This window comes from Curtobacterium poinsettiae (assembly GCF_047226435.1).
Lineage (GTDB): Bacteria > Actinomycetota > Actinomycetes > Actinomycetales > Microbacteriaceae > Curtobacterium > Curtobacterium poinsettiae.
Genome location: NZ_CP178434.1, coordinates 996,257 through 1,013,777, shown reverse-complemented (window position 1 = coordinate 1,013,777; position 17,521 = coordinate 996,257). Strand labels below are relative to the sequence as shown.

Sequence of the window (17,521 nt, the reverse complement as noted above, 5' to 3'; positions counted from 1 at the left end):
CCTGCACCCGCACCTCAGAACCGCGTCGGCCCCACCTCGTGGTACTTCTCCCACGCCCCCACCGGCCCCCGCCCGTGCAGCGCGTACTCCCCCACGAGCCGCTCCTTGTAGGCCGCCGGGTTGTGCGACGCCACCACCCGCGCGTTCCGCCAGTGCCGGTCGAGCGCACGCGTCCGGTCGGCCGCCGACGCCCCGCCGACCTCGAACAGCTCGGACGCCGACCGCAGCACCCGCGGCCCGATCTCGACCTGCGCCTGGTACACGGCGTTCTCGGCCGCGTCGAGCAGCACGCGGTCGACGCCGACCCCGGGTTCGTTCGTCGCGACGACCCCGTCGAGCAGCTCCGCGGCGGCGGCGACGAGCGACCGGGCGGTGAACGCGCCGGCCGACAGTCGCCCGAGCACCGCGAGCACCTGCGGGTCCTGGCCCGGCACGGCCGCGTTGGCGTGGATGTACGTGCGGGTCCGTGGTCGCACGAAGGCCACGGCGTCGTCGGACACCGCCTGCCCGATCCCGGCGAGGACCGCCAGCAGGTACAGCTGGTAGAAGGCCTGGATGTGCGACAGCGGAGCGTCCCGGTACGCCGACACCACCGACGGGTCGACCGACACCCCGTCGAACACGGTCGTGCCGGACGCTGTCAGCCGCTGCCCGAACCCGTCCCAGTCGTCGATGCTCTTCACGCCCGGCGCGGAGGCGTCCACGGCGAACGTCACGCGCTCCCCGTCGCGGTCCGCCGCCAGGTATATCCAGTCCGCGTAGAGCGTGCCGGTCGAGTAGAACTTCCGCCCTTCGAGGCGGAGGAGATCACCAGCCGGCGTCACCGTGGTCGAGATGTCGGCCAGCGTCGTCCCGGTCCGCTCCGAGGTCGCGTTCCCGATGATCGCGCCGCCGACGATGCGCTGGAGCCACTCGTCGCGCGACGCGGAGTGCGGCCGCAACAGCACCAGTTCGGTGTACCCGAAGTGTCCCCGCCACAGGTGCGCGATGTTCGAGTCCGCCGCCGCCAGGTCCGCCACCAGGTGCGCGAGTTCCACCAGCGTCACGCCGAAGCCACCGCGGTCCTCCGGCACGCGCAACCGCCCGAACCCCGCGTCGGCGAGCGCCCGGACCTCGGCGTGCGGCAGCGGCCGGTCGCCCGGCTTCCCGGACGCCAGCTCACGCTCGACCGCGCCGTCGCGGATCATCGCGAACACGGGAGCGAAGCGGTCGCGCAGGGTCGACAGACGGTCGGCCGGGAGGCCCGGCGTGCGCCCGTCGGTCGTCGTCGCGTCCGTCATGCGGGCACCTCCACCGCACGGGCTGCGTCCGCGACGCCGCTCGCGCCACCGGAGAACGCCCCGCGCCACTGCCGGGCCGGGTGCGAGTCCGGTAGCTGCGCGTGGTCGAAGAGCTTCTCGCGCAGGGTGCCCTCGCGGTACTCGGACTGCATCAACCCGCGCTCCTGCAGGGTCGGTGCGATGTGGTCGACGAACTCCTCGTAGGAGCCGGGCAGCGTCCAGTTGATGACGTTCACGCCGTCGACGCCCACCCGCTGCCAGTCGGCGAGCTCGTCGGCGATCTGCTCCGGCGTACCGACGACCCGGGCGCGGAGCTTGGCGGACAGGCGGGCCAGGTCGGCGATGGTCGGCTCGCGGTCCCCGGCGGCCTCGCGGAGCCACTGCAGGTGCGACTGCCCGGCGTGGGTGCGGACCTCGGACAGCGGGGTGTCGGGGTCGAGGGGCTCGCCGGTGTCCGCGTCGAAGCCGAGGTTCGAGTGCACCAGGAACCCGTCGGCGGCCAGGTACTCGTCGATCTCCGCTTCCTTGGCCTTCGCCTCGGCCTCGGTCGAGCCGGTGACGAAGGTCAGGCCGAGGAAGAACGCGATGTCGTCGCGCCGCCGGCCGGCGGCCGCGGCCAGGTCGCGGGTCTCCCGGATGAGCTGTTCGGTGGCGTCACGGTTCGAGGTCAGGATGAACTGGGCCTCGGCGTTCCGGGCCGCGAAGGCTCGGCCGGCGGGCGAGGACCCCGCCTGGAACAGCACCGGCGTCCGCTGCGGTGACGGTGCCGACAGGTGCGGACCCTGCACGTCGTAGCGGGCGCCGTGGTGGTCGATGCGGTGCACCCTGTCGGGGTCGGCGTAGCCGCGGACGGGGTCCTTCAGGACGGCGCCGTCGTCCCAGGATCCCTCCCAGAGCTTCGCGCAGACCTCGAGGTACTCCTCGGCCCAGACGTAGCGCTCGTCGTGCTCCTCGAGCCGGTCGGCGCCGAAGTTCCGGGCGGCGCTGTCGAGGGCGCTCGTGACGACGTTCCAGCCGATGCGACCCCGGGTGATGTGGTCGAGCGTGGAGACCTTGCGGGCGAAGTCGAACGGATGCGCCTGGATGACGCTCGAGGTGAACGCCAACCCGAGGTGCTCGGTCGACACGGCGAGCGCGGAGAGCAGCACCGAGGGGTCGTTCGAGGGGATCTGCAGCCCCTCGCGCAGGTTGGTCGAGTAGTCGCCGCGACCGGGGCCGTAGGTGCCGACGACGTCGGCGAAGAACACCGCGTCGAACTTGCCGCGCTCGAGGGTCCTCGCCAGGTCGGTCCACAGCGTCACGTCGTCGAAGTCGGCCTGCCGAGCGTCGGGGTGCCGCCACAGGCCGTGCTGGATGTGCGACGTCGTGTTCATGACGAAGGCCGCGAAGCGCAGCGGGCGGTTCGGTGCATCGCTCATGCGACCCATCGTGGTCGGCGGGCACCGCCCGCCGACAGCGACGTGACCTCACGTTACGCGTGGTGTTCCCCGGCGCAGTGGACGCGACCATGCTCCTGAGGCATGCCGAGCCAGACCACCGTCACCGCGCCTCCCGGCCGTCCCGCCGCACCGTCGACCAGCGCGACCCGTCGTCGGGTCGCGCTCGCGTCGTTCATCGGGACGACCGTCGAGTACTACGACTTCTACCTCTACGCGACGGCCTCGGCGCTGGTGTTCGCACCGACGTTCTTCCCGTCCGTCACGCCCGCGGTCGGGGTGATCGCATCGTTCGCGACCTACGGCGTCGGGTTCGTGGCGCGGCCGCTCGGCGGGGTGGTCGCCGGGCACCTGGGCGACCGGATCGGGCGGAAGAAGCTGCTCGTCGCATCGCTGGTGCTGATGGGCATCGCGTCCACGCTGATCGGGGTGATCCCGTCCGCCGCGACCATCGGGGTCGGCGCCGTCGTGGCGCTCGTGTTCCTGCGGCTGCTGCAGGGTGTCGCGGCCGGAGCCGAGTGGGGCGGCTCGGCGCTGCTGTCCGTCGAGCACGCGCCCGAACGGCACCGCGGGCTGTTCGGGGCGTTCACGCAGATGGGGTCGGCCGGTGGGATGCTCCTGGCGACCGGGGTCTTCACGCTCGTGCGGTCGCTGCTCGGCACCGAGGCGTTCCTGGCCTGGGGCTGGCGGCTGCCGTTCCTGTTCTCCGCCGTGATCGTCGCGGTCGGGCTCGTCATCCGGCTCGGCGTGCAGGACGCCCCGGTGTTCCAGGAGCTGCGTGCCTCGGGTGGGGTCGAACGGTTCCCGGTGTGGCAGGCGATCCGGCAGCACCCGCGGTCGATCCTGGTGACGGCGGGCCTGCGACTCGTGCAACCGGCGCTGTACTCGATCCTGACGACGTACGCACTGACCTACCTCGGCAACGTGCGGGGGCCGTCGGGCTCGGACGCGGGGCTGCGGGCCGTGCTCGTGATCTCGGCGGTGTCGCTCGTGTCGACGCCGTTCTGGGGGTGGCTGTCCGACCGGGTCGGGCGGCGGGTGCTCACGATCTGGTCGGCTGTGGGCATCGCGGTGCTCATCTGGCCGTTCTTCGCGTTCCTCGACGCCGGGCCCCTCGTGCTGCTGCCGCTCGTGGCGCTGATCGGGATGTGCGTGTTCCACGACAGCATCTACGGCCCGCAGGCGGCGTGGTTCGCGGAGCAGTTCCCGACCGGGCGGCGGTACTCGGGGATGTCGCTCGGCTACCAGATCGGGTCGATCTTCTCGGTGGGGCTGACGCCGCTGCTGGCCGCGGTGTTCGTGCAGTTGGGCGGTGGCTCGCCGTGGATCCTGTGCGGGTACCTCGGGGTGTACGCGGTGCTGACGATCGTGGCGGCGGTGTTCGCGGTGGATCCGCGCGCGGTGGCGCGGCGGGCGGGCGGCGCGGGCGCGGACGCGGGCGCGGGCGGGGGCGCGGGCGCGGGCCGAGTCTCGGCTTGACGGACAGTTCTCGCCTTCCGTAGCCCGAGAACTGTCCGAGGACGCGTGACTCGCGGCCGCCGCAGGGCGCTACGTCCGCAGGACCACGTCGGCCAGGGCGGCCGGGTCCTCGGCGGCGATGAAGGCCTGCTCCTGCGCGGCCCAGCGGTCCCACTCGCGTGCGAAGACCTCGCCGTCGCGTCCGATCGCCCGGTCCCAGCGCACGGCGTCGTCGGCCTCGAGCCACACACGCAGCGACGCCAGCGGTGCCGACACCCGCGACAACGCCCCGCAGCCCTCCACCACGATCGGCAGGTCGGGGTCCACCGACGTCCACTCCGCGGGTCCGTCGGCGTCCCAGTCCCATCGTCGGTAGCCGCTCGGCGCTCCGAGCACGTCGGTCACCAGGGCGTCCGAAGCCGCTCGCAGGCCGTCCCAGCCCGGGTAGAGGTCGTCCAGGTGCACGAGCTGCGCTCCGAGCTGTTCCGCGACCTGCGCGCCGAGGGTCGTCTTGCCCGTGCCGGACCGGCCATCGATGAGCACGATGGCACGGTGGCCCGTGGCGGCGGCGACACCGGCGGCAGCAGCAGCGAGGCCCGGGGCGAGGTCCCCCGCGGTCGTGCCGGTCCCCGCGGTCGTGCCGGTCGTGCCGGTCCCGCCGGTCGTGCCGGTCCCGCCGGTCGTGCCGGCCCCGCCCGTCGTGCCGGCTCTGCCCGTCGTGCCCGTGGCACGTTCCGCGTCAGGCACGCCAGGTCCCCGTGCTCACCGCGACGGCGATCGACACCACGCCGATGCCGACCAGCACCGCCACCGTCGCCCACTCCGGCCCGGCGAACCGCGCGACCCGCGCCCAGGTCCGCCGTCCGGGAGCGCCGAACCCGCGTGACTCCATCGCCACCGCCAGGGTCGTCGCCCGGCGCAGCGCGAGCACGAGCAGCGCGAACGCCATGGTCGCTCCGCGGCGCAGCCTCCCGGAGTCCGCCAGTCCCCGGGCACGCCGGGCCATCGCGAGCTGTCGCCAGTCGTCGACGAGCAGCGTCATCATCCGGACGGCGGCGAGGGCCCCGAGCACGAAACGCGCGGGCAGCCGCAGCACCTGCGCGAGCCCGTCCGCCAGGTCGGTCGGGTCGACCCGCACGAAGAGCGCGATGGCTGGCACCCCCACCGCGAGGACCCGGAGCGCAGTCGCCAGCGCGAGCGTCAGCGATCCGTCGGTGACGTGCGCGAACCCGAGGTCGAACCACTCCCGACCCGAGGGTCTGCCGTACAGCGCGATGCTCACCGCCGTCAGCGGCACCGCGACCAGCACCGGTGCGAGTCGGAAGAGCAGTGTCCGGACCGGCAGGCGCAGGAGCGGCAGGAGCGCGAGTTCGAGCGCCAGGGCGACGGCGGCCGAGACGACGTCGAGGCTCAGCACCAGGCAGACACCGAGTGCGAGCACGCCGATCAGGGAGGCGACGGGCTGGACGCCGGGGATGCCGGTCGCGCGCGCGGCCAGCGGTCGTCGCGTGGGGTCCGACGCGTCGGTCGCGGCGGTCCGGTCCGTGTCGGCGGTCCGGTGCGTCCCGGCGGTCCGGTCTGGAGGCCCGGGGCGGTTCCCGGCTGTCGGTCCCGTCTCCGGGATGGCCCCGTCCGACGGCCCCTGGTCGCGCCCGACGGATCGCGCGCCGTCCGGCCCGAGGACGACCTCGTCGGCGTCGAGTGCCCGGACGAGGTCGCGGTCGTGGGTGACCGCCACCACCGCGGTGCCGGCATCGGCGAGTGCTCCGAGGCGCCCCACGACGGCCTGCCACGTGGCACGGTCCTGCCCGGAGGTCGGTTCGTCGAGCACGACGACCGGCGGACGGGCCGCGATGGCCGAGGCGATCGCGAGTCGTCGCTGCTCGCCGCCAGACAGGGTGAACGGGTTGGCGTCGGCCAGGTGTGCGAGCCCGAACTCGTCGAGCAGCGCGGAGGCTCGTTCGGCGGCATCGGGCGCACCGAGCACGCGGGGGCCGGCTTCGACCTCTTCGCGCACGGAACGGGCGACGAACTGGTGCTCCGGATCCTGGAACACCGTGCCGATCCGGGCCGCGAGTTCGCGGCTCGTCCAGGTGTGGGGCGTCGTGCCGATGCCGTCGGCCAGGAGGTCCGTGGCGTGGAGCTCACCGGCTGCCGGTGGGAGCAAGCCCGCGAGGGTCAGACCGAGCGTCGACTTGCCGACACCGTTCGGTCCGGTGACCGCGAGGACCTGCCCGGCTCGGAGCCCGAGGTCGATGCCGTTCCCGACCGGCTGCTTCCCCCGTGCCGTGCCGAGTCCCCGCGTCTCGAGCAGCACCGTGGTCCCCGCCCCGCGCGCCCCCTCGCCCGCGCCGAGCGCCCCTTCGCCGAGCGGGCGGAATGCCGCAGTCACCCCGCCGGGCGACCCGGGTATTTCGCCCGCTCGTCCCGCCGCACGCTGCCCCCGCGCAGAACCGCGCTCCGGCTCGGCACCGGGCACCCAGACCCCGGCCGCGGTGAGCGCCTCGCCGTGGGTCGCCAGCACCTGCGCCGGCGGACCGTCCGCGACGACGCCGCCCGCCGGTTCGAGCAGCACGAGCCGGTCGACCAGGTCGAGCCAGGTGCCGATCCGGTGCTCCACCACGAGCAGGGTTGCCCCGGTGTCGTCGAGCAGTGCCCGGACGGCGTCGTGCACCTGCGCCACACCCTCGGGGTCGAGGTTGGCGCAGGGCTCGTCGAGCACGAGCGCACCGGGCCGCATCGCGAGCACGCCGGCGAGCGCCAACCGCTGCCGCTGCCCGCCGGACAACTGCGCGGTGGAGCGGTCGAGCGGCAGGTCGAGGCCGACGACGTCGAGCGCGGACCGCACCCGGTCCCAGGTCTCTTCGCGGGGGACACCGGCGTTCTCGCAGCCGAAGGCCACGTCGTCGCCGACGCGGGACATCACGGTGTGCGCCTCGGGGTCCTGCATGACGAGGCCGACACGCCCGCGGACCGCGCGGGGGTCGGACTCGTCGACCAGGAGTGTCCCCTGCACCGACGCCGCGGTGGCGTCGGTGGCGTCGGGTTCGTCGGGCAGCACGCCGGCGACGGCTCGCAGGAGCGTCGACTTGCCGGCCCCGGACGGTCCGACGACGGCCACGCGCTCCCCCGGCTCGACGACCAGGTCGACTCCGCGGACGGCCCAGGCGTCCCGTTCCGCGTACCGCCAGCCCCAGCCACGGAACACGATGCGCGCCCCGCGGACGCCGACACCGGCACCGGCACCGGCGTCGCCACCGGCAGAGGAGGGCGTCACCGACGGAGCGGGCACGGTCACACCAGGGCGCGGGGTTCGCGACGGCTGTGCTCGCGGCCGGCGGCGAAGGACGACAGCACCCCCGTGCGGGCGAGTGCCCGCACGATCAGCCAGGAGCCCGCTCCCGCGATCACGGCACCGGAGATGACGGCACAGATCACGTAGACGACCTTGAAGGCGACGTTGAGTCCCGGGTACCAGAGGACGGTGTCGTTGATGCCGAGCGCGAGCCCGGCAGCGGCACCGGCGAGGACGACGACCGGCAGGCGGTAGACGCGGTACAGGAACAGCGCGAGGACGATCTCGGCGCCGAGGCCCTGGACCAGCCCGGCCTCGAGGGTGAGCCATCCCCACTGCGTGCCGAACAACGCCTCGACCGACGCGGCCACCATCTCGCCGTAGAGCGCGGCGCCGGGCTTCCGGACGATGATCGCGACGATCGGGCCAGCGAGCAGCCAGACCCCGCCGAACAGGGCCTTCGTGCCGGGGAGCACGAGGTCCATCACGGCGCTGATGGGTTCGTAGCCGAACTCCCAGAGCCGGAAGACGACGCCGAGTGCCACCGCGAGCACACTCGCGACGACGATGTCGACGACCCGCCAGCGCAGCGATCGCCGCGGAGCGGTGGTGACGGTTGTTGACGTGCCTGAAGGCATGCTGCTGACTCCTCCCTGCGCCGGCATGATCCGGATCAGGTTCGACGGTCGGAGCGCCGATCGCTCCCTCTCAGCCCGGCGGTCCCGGACTCCCGTGTGTGTGCCAGCAGTCTAGACGCGGTCGCGACCGCGTGAAGGACGGGAGGCCCGTGGCGGCGTCGCCACGGGCCTCCCGTTGCGTCAGGTGGTCACTTCTTGAGCGCGCGCACCAGCTTGCGCAGGACACGCCCGGCCACCCACACGAAGGGGATGCCCACGACGATCAGTGAGATCGGGTTCGGCTCGAACACCAGGTCCTTGCCCGGGCGACGGACGTAGGCGCCGACGGGGGCCGACAGGCCGCCGCCACCGCCGCCACCGTTCTCGTCGTCCCCGCCGCCACCGAAGCCGAACCAGCTGACGGACACGGGGATGAGGGTCTGGTCGCCGACCTCGACGGGTTCTCCGTAGTTCGTGGAGACCCCGAGCGGGCGGACCTGGTCTGCGATCTTCGAGACGATGTTGGCCATGCGCGCGACGCTACTCGTCCGTTCCTCAACAGGCCGCGGGGCGCCTCACGCATCCACAGCTGGGGCTTGTCTGCGGACGCGGACGAGTGCCGCCGATATGTTGGCCGCACCCACACCTGGAGGACCGTTTGCACACCTGGCCCGGAAACCCGTACCCGCTCGGGGCGACCTACGACGGGAGCGGCACGAACTTCGCGCTGTTCTCCGAGGTCGCCGAGCGCGTCGAACTCTGTCTGTTCGATTCCGACGGCAACGAAGAATGCGTCCGCCTGCTCGAGGTGGACGCCTACGTCTGGCACGCGTACCTCCCCAACATCGGCCCCGGGCAGGAGTACGGCTTCCGCGTGCACGGCCCGTACGACCCGGACTCCGGCGCGCGCTGCAACCCGTCGAAGCTCCTGCTCGACCCGTACGCCAAGGCGACCAGCGGCGAGATCGACTGGGACCAGTCGCTCTTCTCGTACACGTTCGGCGACCCGGACTCGACCAACGACGAGGACTCCGCGTCGCACATGATGAAGGGCGTCGTGATCAACCCCTTCTTCGACTGGCAGGGGGACCGTCCACCACGCACGCCGTACGGCGAGACCGTCATCTACGAAGCACACGTCAAGGGCCTCACCGAGACCCACCCGGACGTGCCGGAAGAGCAGCGCGGCACCTACGCCGGCGTCGCCCACCCCGCGGTCATCGAGCACCTGCAGCGCCTCGGCATCACCACGCTCGAGCTCATGCCGGTGCACCAGTTCGTGAACGACTCCACCCTGCAGGACAAGGGGCTGTCGAACTACTGGGGCTACAACACGATCGGTTTCTTCGCGCCGCACTCGGCGTACTCGTCGTCGGGCGACCAGGGCCAGCAGGTCCAGGAGTTCAAGACGATGGTGCGCGAGCTGCACCGCGCCGGCATCGAGGTCGTCCTCGACGTCGTCTACAACCACACCGCCGAGGGCAACCACCTCGGCCCGACGCTGTCGTTCCGCGGCATCGACAACGCGGCCTACTACCGCCTGGTCGACGACGACAAGAAGTTCTACATGGACTACACGGGCACGGGGAACTCGCTCAACGTCGGGCACCCGCACTCGCTGCAGCTCATCCTCGACTCGCTCCGCTACTGGGTGACCGAGATGCACGTCGATGGGTTCCGCTTCGACCTGGCGTCGGCGCTGGCGCGCGAGTTCTACGAGGTCGACCGCCTGTCAGCTTTCTTCGAACTGGTCCAGCAGGACCCGATCGTGTCGCAGGTCAAGCTCATCGCCGAGCCGTGGGACGTCGGCCCCGGTGGCTACCAGGTCGGCAACTTCCCGCCCCAGTGGTCCGAGTGGAACGGCAAGTACCGCGACACCGTCCGTGACTTCTGGCGCGGTGAGTCGTCGACGCTCGGCGAGTTCGCGTCCCGGATCTCGGGCTCGGCCGACCTGTACGAGCACGACGGTCGCACGCCCAAGGCGAGCATCAACTTCATCACCGCACACGACGGCTTCACGCTGTACGACCTGGTGGCCTACAACGAGAAGCACAACGAGGCCAACGGCGAGGACAACAACGACGGCGAGAGCCACAACCGGTCGTGGAACTCCGGCGCCGAGGGCCCGACCGACGACGAGGCCGTGAACGCCCTGCGGCTGCAGCGCCGCCGGAACTTCCTGGCGACCCTGCTCCTGAGCCAGGGTGTGCCGATGCTCGCGCACGGCGACGAACTCGGTCGGTCGCAGTCGGGCAACAACAACGTCTACGCGCAGGACTCCGAGCTCAGCTGGATCGACTGGGACAGCGCGGACGAAGACCTCATCCAGTTCACCGCCGACGTGGTGAAGCTGCGGCACGACCACCCGACGTTCCGCCGGACCCGGTACTTCAACGGCCGTCCGGTCCGTCGTGGCGAGGGCGAGCCGCTGCCCGACGTGGTGTGGCTGACCCCCTCGGGCGACGCGATGGACCCCGAGGACTGGGACTCCGGCTTCGGCAAGAGCGTCGGCATGTACCTGAACGGCGAGGGCATCCGCGGCCGCGATGCCCGCGGTGAGCGCGTCACCGACGTCGGCTTCATCACGTACTTCAACGCCCACGACGACGTCGTGACCTTCACGCTGCCGCCCGAGGAGTACTCCCCCGGCTGGACCGTCCGGATCGACACCGCGGACCCCGGCGCCCGTGACGAGGTGCTCGACGCGGGCACCCCGCTCGACGTCCCCGCACGGTCGATGATCGTGCTCCGCGCCGAGCCCGACCACGAGGTCACGAGCACCCCGGTCGACGCCGAACAGGACGGTGCCACCGAACCGGCAGCACCGCAGGACGCCGTCACCACGGTCAACCCGGCCGGGTCCACCGCACCGAGCGGAACCGCCCGATGACCGCCGGAACGCCCGGCGCCGCGAACCGCGTGCCCGCGTCGACGTACCGCCTGCAGGTCTCCGCCGACTTCGACCTCGACGCCGCGCGCGACCTGGTCGGTTACGTGCACGACCTCGGCGCCGACTGGCTGTACCTGTCGCCCGTGCTGCAAGCCGAGTCCGGGTCGAACCACGGCTACGACGTGGTCGACCACACCCGCGTCGACACCGACCGCGGTGGCGACCAGGCGATGCGGGCGCTGGCCGAGGCCGCGCACGCCGTCGGCCTCGGGGTCATCGTCGACGTGGTGCCGAACCACGTCGGTGTCGCGACCCCCGAGTCGAACCCGTGGTGGTGGTCCCTGCTCGAACTCGGCCAGGGCTCGCCCGTGGCCTGGGCGTTCGACGTGGACTGGGAAGCCGGCGACGGCAAGCTCCGGGTCCCCGTGCTGGACGACCGGCTGCTCGACGCGATCACGCTGGACACGTCCGACGCCGAGCGTCCGGTGCTCCGCGTCGGTGAGACCGCCTACCCGACGGCGCCGGGCACGGTGCACGACGGCGACACCGTCGAGACCGTGCACGAGCGCCAGCACTACGCGTTCGTGCACTGGAAGCGTGCCGACCACGACCTGAACTACCGCCGGTTCTTCGCGGTGAACACCCTCGCGGCGATCCGCGTGGAGGAGCCCGAGGTCTTCGCGGCCTCGCACGCGGTCATCGGCGGCTGGTTCCGCGACGGGCTCGTCGACGGCCTGCGCATCGACCACCCGGACGGGCTGTACGACCCGGCGGGCTACCTGCAGGACCTGGCGGAGCTGACCGGCGGGGCCTACACCCTCGTCGAGAAGATCCTCGAGCCCGGCGAGCAGCTGCCGAGCTCGTGGCCGGTCGACGGCACCACCGGGTACGACGCCCTCGGGGTGCTCGACCGCGTGTTCGTCGACCCGGCGGGCGAACAGTCCCTGACCGCGGCGTCGGGCGCCGAACCGACCGACTGGCAGCAGCTCACGCACGACACCCGACGGGGCATCGCGGACGGCATCCTCGGCAGCGAGGTCGAGCGGCTCGCACGCCTGCTCGCACCGAGTGCCGTCACGGAGACGGTCACGCACGAGCGGATCGTCGACGCGGTCGCCGAGGTCGTTGCCTCGTTCGACGTGTACCGCACGTACCTGCCCGAGGGCGCCCACCACCTGATCACCGCGCTCGAGCGCGCCGCCGCAGCCCGACCGGACCTCGACGACGTCATCGACCGGATCGCACCGGCACTCGTCGACCCGACGAACGCCGCGGCCCTCCGACTGCAGCAGACCAGCGGCATGGTGATGGCGAAGGGCGTCGAGGACACCGCGTTCTACCGCACCTCGCGCCTGTCGTCCCTGAGCGAGGTCGGCGGCGACCCGAGCGTCTTCGCGGTCTCGGTGGCGGACTTCCACCAGGCACAGCGCGAACGGCTGGGCAGCTGGCCGCACACCATGACGACGCTCACCACGCACGACACGAAGCGCAGCGAGGACACCCGCGCCCGCATCGCCGTGCTGGCCGAGCTCGGCGACGAGTGGGCCGCCACGCTCGAACGGCTGCAGTCGCTCGTGCCGCTGCGGGACCGCGTGTTCGCCGACCTGCTCTGGCAGGCGATCGTCGGCGCGCGGCCCGCCAGCCGCGAACGTCTGCACGCCTACGCCGAGAAGGCCTCCCGCGAAGCCGGGGACAGCACCACGTGGACCGAGCCCGACGAGGCGTTCGAGCAGCAGATGCACGCGATCGTCGACGCCGCGTTCGACAACCCGGACGTGGTCGCCGTGCTCGACGCCCTCGACGGGCAGATCGACGCTGCCGGGTGGTCGAACGGTCTCGCCCAGAAGCTCGTCCAGCTCACCGCCCCCGGCGTCCCCGACGTCTACCAGGGCACCGAGTTCTGGGACCGCTCGCTGGTCGACCCCGACAACCGACGCCCGGTCGACTACGCCGAGCGGCGTCACGTGCTCGCCGAACTCGACGGCCCGGACGACGACGGCCCCGAGGACCTGCCGACCATCGGCATCGACGGAGCCGCGAAGCTCCTGGTCACGACCCGCGCACTGCGGATCCGACGGGACCACCCGGAGCTGTTCACCCGGTACCTGGAGCTCGAGGCCACCGGAAGCGCGGCCGACCACGTCATCGCGTTCGACCGCGGCGGTGCCGTGACGATCGCGACGCGGCTGCCGATCGGCCTCGGCCGGGTCGGCGGCTGGGGCGACACCCTGGTGCACGCCGTCCCGGTCGAGCGCATCGACCTGCTCACCGGCCGACACGTCCCCGCTGACCGCGGGATCGCGCTGGCCGACCTGCTCACCACCTACCCGGTCGCGCTGCTCGTGCCCGCCGACGCGGTCGGTGCAGCCGGCCACGCCGACGCGGTGACCGCCGTGTCCGACGCGAGCGGTGCCTCCCGGCCCGCCGCCGGCACGACGGACGCCACCGAGTCCGACGCGCAGGCCGAGATCGACATCCTGGAGGGTCACGCATGACCGCACCCGACCGTTACGCCGTCTGGGCGCCCGAGCCGGAGCGGGTCCGGCTCGTCGTCGACGACGTCGAGTACCCGCTCACCAGGGGCACCGACGACTGGTGGTCCACCGACGCCGTGATGCCGGTGGTCGGCGCCCGGTACGGGTTCCGCATCGGCGACGACGACGCGGTCCGACCGGACCCCCGGAGCCGGTACCAGCCCGAGGGCGTGCACGGCCCGTCCGAGGTCGTCGACCCCGCTCGGTTCGCGTGGACCGACGAGTCGTGGACCGGACGCCCGGCCCGCGGCGCCGTGATCTACGAGATGCACATCGGCACCTACACGCCCGAGGGCACGCTCGACGCCGCCGCCCAGAAGCTGGACCACCTGGTCGAGCTCGGGGTCGAGTTCGTCGAACTGCTCCCCGTCAACGCGGTGAACGGCGAGTGGAACTGGGGCTACGACGGGGTCGGCTGGTTCTCCGTGCACGCGCCGTACGGCGGCCCGGACGCCTACGACCGGTTCGTCGACACGGCGCACGCGCTGGGGCTCGGTGTCATCCAGGACGTCGTCTACAACCACCTCGGCCCGAGCGGGAACTACCTGCCGCTGTACGGCCCCTACCTGCTCGCCGGGCTCGGCAACACCTGGGGCGACTCGGTGAACGTCGAGCACCCCGAGGTCCGTCGGTACGTCCTCGACAACGTGCGCATGTGGTTCCGCGACCACCACGTCGACGGGCTCCGGCTCGACGCCGTGCACGCGATCCGCGACACCACCCGCCCGCAGGTGCTGGCGTCGATGGCCGACGAGACCGACGCCTACTCGTCGTTCATCGGGCGTCCGCTGTCGCTCATCGCGGAGTCCGACCTCAACGACCCGGTGATGTTCCGGCCGCGCGAGGCCGCCGGGTACGGCCTCGCCGGACAGTGGTCCGACGACTTCCACCACGCCGTGCACGTGGCGCTCACCGGTGAGACGAACGGCTACTACGCCGACTTCGCTCCGCTCTCGGCGCTGGCGAAGGTCCTCCAGGACGGCTTCTTCCACGACGGCACCTGGTCGTCGTTCCGCGGTAAGCGGCACGGCCGACCGATCGACCGTGGGACCTCCCCCGCGACGGCCCTGGTCGTCGCGAACCAGAACCACGACCAGATCGGCAACCGGGCCGCCGGCGACCGGCTGGCCGCGACCCTCGACGACGAGGGGCTCGTGATCGCCGCAGCCCTGACGCTCCTCGGGCCGTTCACGCCGATGCTGTTCATGGGCGAGGAGTTCGCGGCCTCGACACCGTGGCAGTTCTTCACCTCGCACCCGGAGCCCGAGCTCGGCACGGCCACCGCCGAGGGGCGCATCGCCGAGTTCGCCGAGCACGGCTGGGACGAGTCCGCCGTGCCGGACCCGCAGGACCCGACGACGTTCACGAACTCGAAGCTCGACTGGGCCGACGTCAGCTCGGAGCGCGGTGCGGCGATCCTGCGCGCGTACCGGGTGCTGATCGCCCTGCGTCGCACCGACCAGGCGTTCGTCGACCACCGGTACGAGGCGAACGCCGTCCGCTTCAGTGAGGACCGTCGCTGGCTCGTGCTCACACGCGGACTGCTCGGCCCCGACGTCACGCCGGTGCACGTCGTCGTGAACTTCGCCGATGACGCTGCCGAGGTCCCCGTGCCCGATGCCGTGGGCGAGGAGCTCTACGGCTTCGGGGCGACCGAGGTCGATGCCGGCGTCGTCCGGTTCCGCGGCCGAGGCGTGGTCGTGCTGCGCTAGCCGCCCGGACGCGTCCGCGTGCTGCGCGAGCCGCGCGTCCGCGTGCTGCGCGAGCCGCGCGTCCGCGTGCTGCGCGAGCCGCGCGTCCGCGTGCTGCGCGAGCCGCAGTCCCGCACACACGAACGGCGACGAACCCCCTGGTTTCGTCGCCGTTCGTGCGTTGGTGTGTTCGTGTGTTCGTGGCCTCAGGCCGCGTGGTCGGCCACCGCGTGCGCGTTCTTCCGCACGGAGGGCAGCTTGCGGTGGTCCTTGACCAGGGAGCGGGTCTCACGGATGCGACGGTCGATGCCCCACTTCGTCACGAGCGCCAGGCTCTCGCGGACGATGTTGCCGCTCATCTTCGAGACACCGAACTCCCGCTCGGTGAACGTGATCGGGGTCTCCACGACCCGCAGGCCTGCCTCGAGGGCGCGCCAACAGAGGTCCACCTGGAAGCAGTACCCCTTCGACGCGACGCCGGCGAGGTCGATCCGCTCGAACGCCTTCGAGGTGAACACCCGGAAGCCGCCGGTGGCGTCGCGCACCGCGATGCCGAGTGCGAGGCGGGTGTACAGGTTGCCGCCGCGGGACAGCAGGAGCCGGTACCAGGGCCAGTTCTCGACCTTGCCGCCCTTGACCCAGCGGGAGCCGAGCACCAGGTCGTTGGAGTCCGCGAGCTCGAGCATCCACGGCAAGTACTCGGGGTGGTGGGAGCCGTCGGCGTCCATCTCGACGAGCTTGGCGTAGCCGTGTTCCAGGCCCCACGCGAAGCCGGACAGGTACGCCCCGCCCAGGCCGTCCTTGACGGTGCGGTGCAGCACGTGCACACGGTCGGTCTCGGTCGCGATGACGTCCGCGATGTCGCCGGTGCCGTCGGGTGAGTTGTCGTCGACGACGAGCACGTGCACCGTGTCGTCCGTCGCGGCCAGCGTGCGTTCGACGATGGGCCGGACGTTCTCGGCTTCGTCGTAGGTCGGGATGATGACCAGGGTCTCGCTCATGGTGCTCCTCGTGCTCCACCCGAATGTACCGAACGGCGGCTGCGGTCCTCCGAAGAGCGCGCTGCGAACCTGATCAGCGAGACCGGTCCTCGTCTGGGTGACGGCGGGGTGCACCCGCACCGGGACGGACGGGAGGCCCGGTGCCAGCTGGCACCGGGCCTCCCGTCCGTCGGTCGGTCGCGTCTACGCGGGGCGCGACGACGGGGACACGTTCTTGGACGCGTCGCGCTCCGGGATGTCGCCGAGTGCCTCGTCGATCGCCGCGAGGGCGTCCGCGTCGAGCTTGACGCCGGCGGCCTTGACGTTGTCGGTGACCTGCTGCGGACGCGAGGCGCCGACGATCGCCGAGGCGACGTTCTCGTTCTGCAGGGTCCACGCGATCGCGAGCTGCGCGAGCGTGAGGCCGGCCTGGTCCGCGACGGGCTGCAGGCGCTGCACGGCTTCGAGGACCTCGTCGCGCATGAACCGCTTGATCATGTCGGCGCCGCCCTTCTCGTCCGTGGCACGCGAGCCCTCGGGCAGGGGCTGACCGGGCTTGTACTTGCCGGTCAGGACGCCCTGCGCGATGGGCGACCAGACGATCTGCGACAGGCCGAGCTGCTTCGAGGCCGGGACGACCTCGCCCTCGATGACCCGCCACAGCATCGAGTACTGCGGCTGGTTCGAGATGAGCTGGAAGCCGAGCTCCTTGGCGAGTGCGGCGCCGGCGCGGATCTGCTCGGCGGTCCACTCGCTGACGCCGATGTAGAGCGCCTTGCCCTGACGGACGACGTCGGCGAAGGCCTGCATCGTCTCCTCGAGGGGGGTCTCGTAGTCGTAGCGGTGCGCCTGGTAGAGGTCGACGTAGTCGGTCTGCAACCGCTCGAGCGAGCCGTCAATCGACTCCATGATGTGCTTGCGGCTGAGGCCGACGTCGTTGTGCCCCTTCGGGCCCGTCGGCCAGTAGACCTTCGTGAAGACCTCGAGGGACTGGCGCCGCTCGCCCTTGAGCGCCTCGCCGAGGACGGTCTCGGCGGCGGTGTTGGCGTACGTGTCCGCAGTGTCGAACGTGGTGATGCCGGCGTCGAGCGCTGCCCGAACGCACTGGGTGGCGACGTCGTTCTCGACCTGCGAGCCGTGCGTCAGCCAGTTGCCGTAGGTGATCTCGGAGATCTTGAGTCCGGAGTTGCCCAGGTACCTGAATTCCATGGTCCCGACGCTACTGGAGTGAGCGCGCACGTGAGGGGTCCCGCGAGTGCCTGTCGGGCGCGGGCGGGGCGGGGGTGCGGGTGCGGGTGCGGCGCGGCGGCGCGGCCGGGCGGCGCGGCCGGGCGGTGGGA

General features: G+C 72.1%; 12 protein-coding genes and 1 riboswitch. Of the genes, 4 read left to right on the top strand and 8 right to left on the bottom strand.

Translation table 11 applies throughout. The features are described from left to right. Positions 1 to 14: 14 nt before the first annotated feature. Entirely contained in the window at positions 15 to 1,280 is a 1,266-nt protein-coding gene (locus tag ACL00U_RS04750; protein WP_194590212.1) for an acyl-CoA dehydrogenase family protein, read from the bottom strand. Beyond that, entirely contained in the window at positions 1,277 to 2,698 is a 1,422-nt protein-coding gene (locus tag ACL00U_RS04745) for an LLM class flavin-dependent oxidoreductase (protein WP_274007119.1), read from the bottom strand. Before ACL00U_RS04745 ends, ACL00U_RS04750 begins: the two co-directional genes overlap by 4 nt. Positions 2,699 to 2,800: 102 nt before the next feature. On the opposite strand from ACL00U_RS04745, the gene ACL00U_RS04740 reads away from it, so the two are divergent. Beyond that, a complete protein-coding gene (locus ACL00U_RS04740; RefSeq protein WP_412873879.1) occupies positions 2,801 to 4,195 on the top strand; it encodes an MFS transporter in 1,395 nt (464 codons plus the stop codon). 69 nt (positions 4,196 to 4,264) lie between these two features. Here the strand turns inward: ACL00U_RS04740 and ACL00U_RS04735 are convergent, their stop codons facing one another. The 4 genes from ACL00U_RS04735 to ACL00U_RS04720 form a co-directional block, all read right to left on the bottom strand. Then, positions 4,265 to 4,921 carry a hypothetical protein gene (locus ACL00U_RS04735; protein WP_082509683.1) on the bottom strand — a complete coding sequence of 219 codons (657 nt, stop codon included), beginning with the start codon at positions 4,919 to 4,921 and terminating at the stop codon, positions 4,265 to 4,267. Further along, positions 4,914 to 7,451 (bottom strand): ATP-binding cassette domain-containing protein, encoded by a 2,538-nt coding sequence (locus ACL00U_RS04730; protein WP_412873878.1) that lies wholly within the window; start codon positions 7,449 to 7,451, stop codon positions 4,914 to 4,916. Before ACL00U_RS04730 ends, ACL00U_RS04735 begins: the two co-directional genes overlap by 8 nt. A 17-nt stretch (positions 7,452 to 7,468) precedes the next feature. Beyond that, positions 7,469 to 8,107: an ECF transporter S component gene (locus ACL00U_RS04725; protein WP_412873877.1), complete on the bottom strand. Its 639-nt coding sequence runs from the start codon at positions 8,105 to 8,107 to the stop codon at positions 7,469 to 7,471. Then, a riboswitch (TPP riboswitch) is annotated at positions 8,102 to 8,213 on the bottom strand. (Overlaps the previous gene by 6 nt.) Before the next feature lie 82 nt (positions 8,214 to 8,295). Further along, positions 8,296 to 8,616 carry a hypothetical protein gene (locus ACL00U_RS04720; protein ID WP_027464636.1) on the bottom strand — a complete coding sequence of 107 codons (321 nt, stop codon included), beginning with the start codon at positions 8,614 to 8,616 and terminating at the stop codon, positions 8,296 to 8,298. Positions 8,617 to 8,744: 128 nt separating this feature from the next. Between ACL00U_RS04720 and glgX the strand changes: the two genes are divergently transcribed. From glgX to treZ, 3 genes are read left to right on the top strand one after another with little or no spacing between them, the layout of a single operon-like run. Further along, on the top strand, positions 8,745 to 10,976 hold the full coding sequence (glgX, locus tag ACL00U_RS04715) for a glycogen debranching protein GlgX (protein WP_214519963.1): 2,232 nt from the start codon (positions 8,745 to 8,747) through the stop codon (positions 10,974 to 10,976). After that, entirely contained in the window at positions 10,973 to 13,471 is a 2,499-nt protein-coding gene (gene treY / locus ACL00U_RS04710; protein WP_412873876.1) for a malto-oligosyltrehalose synthase, read from the top strand. The genes glgX and treY overlap by 4 nt, the downstream gene beginning before the upstream one ends. Continuing rightward, entirely contained in the window at positions 13,468 to 15,222 is a 1,755-nt protein-coding gene (treZ, locus tag ACL00U_RS04705; RefSeq protein WP_412873875.1) for a malto-oligosyltrehalose trehalohydrolase, read from the top strand. Before treY ends, treZ begins: the two co-directional genes overlap by 4 nt. A 185-nt stretch (positions 15,223 to 15,407) precedes the next feature. On the opposite strand, the gene ACL00U_RS04700 is transcribed toward treZ, so the two are convergent. Both ACL00U_RS04700 and ACL00U_RS04695 read right to left on the bottom strand, forming a co-directional pair. Further along, positions 15,408 to 16,202, bottom strand: coding sequence for a polyprenol monophosphomannose synthase (locus ACL00U_RS04700; protein WP_159557643.1), 795 nt, complete (start codon positions 16,200 to 16,202; stop codon positions 15,408 to 15,410). Positions 16,203 to 16,385: 183 nt separating this feature from the next. Then, positions 16,386 to 17,390, bottom strand: coding sequence for an aldo/keto reductase family protein (locus ACL00U_RS04695; RefSeq protein WP_056073081.1), 1,005 nt, complete (start codon positions 17,388 to 17,390; stop codon positions 16,386 to 16,388). Positions 17,391 to 17,521: the final 131 nt, after the last annotated feature.

Excerpts from the sequence above, each read along its gene's own strand:
- ACL00U_RS04750 (WP_194590212.1), bottom strand. The coding sequence starts at position 1,280 with ATGACGGACGCGACGACGACCGACGGGCGCACGCCGGGCCTCCCGGCC.
- ACL00U_RS04745 (WP_274007119.1), bottom strand. The coding sequence starts at position 2,698 with ATGAGCGATGCACCGAACCGCCCGCTGCGCTTCGCGGCCTTCGTCATG.
- ACL00U_RS04740 (WP_412873879.1), top strand. The coding sequence starts at position 2,801 with ATGCCGAGCCAGACCACCGTCACCGCGCCTCCCGGCCGTCCCGCCGCA.
- ACL00U_RS04725 (WP_412873877.1), bottom strand. The coding sequence starts at position 8,107 with ATGCCTTCAGGCACGTCAACAACCGTCACCACCGCTCCGCGGCGATCG.
- ACL00U_RS04720 (WP_027464636.1), bottom strand. The coding sequence starts at position 8,616 with ATGGCCAACATCGTCTCGAAGATCGCAGACCAGGTCCGCCCGCTCGGG.
- treY (WP_412873876.1), top strand. The coding sequence starts at position 10,973 with ATGACCGCCGGAACGCCCGGCGCCGCGAACCGCGTGCCCGCGTCGACG.
- treZ (WP_412873875.1), top strand. The coding sequence starts at position 13,468 with ATGACCGCACCCGACCGTTACGCCGTCTGGGCGCCCGAGCCGGAGCGG.
- ACL00U_RS04700 (WP_159557643.1), bottom strand. The coding sequence starts at position 16,202 with ATGAGCGAGACCCTGGTCATCATCCCGACCTACGACGAAGCCGAGAAC.
- ACL00U_RS04695 (WP_056073081.1), bottom strand. The coding sequence starts at position 17,390 with ATGGAATTCAGGTACCTGGGCAACTCCGGACTCAAGATCTCCGAGATC.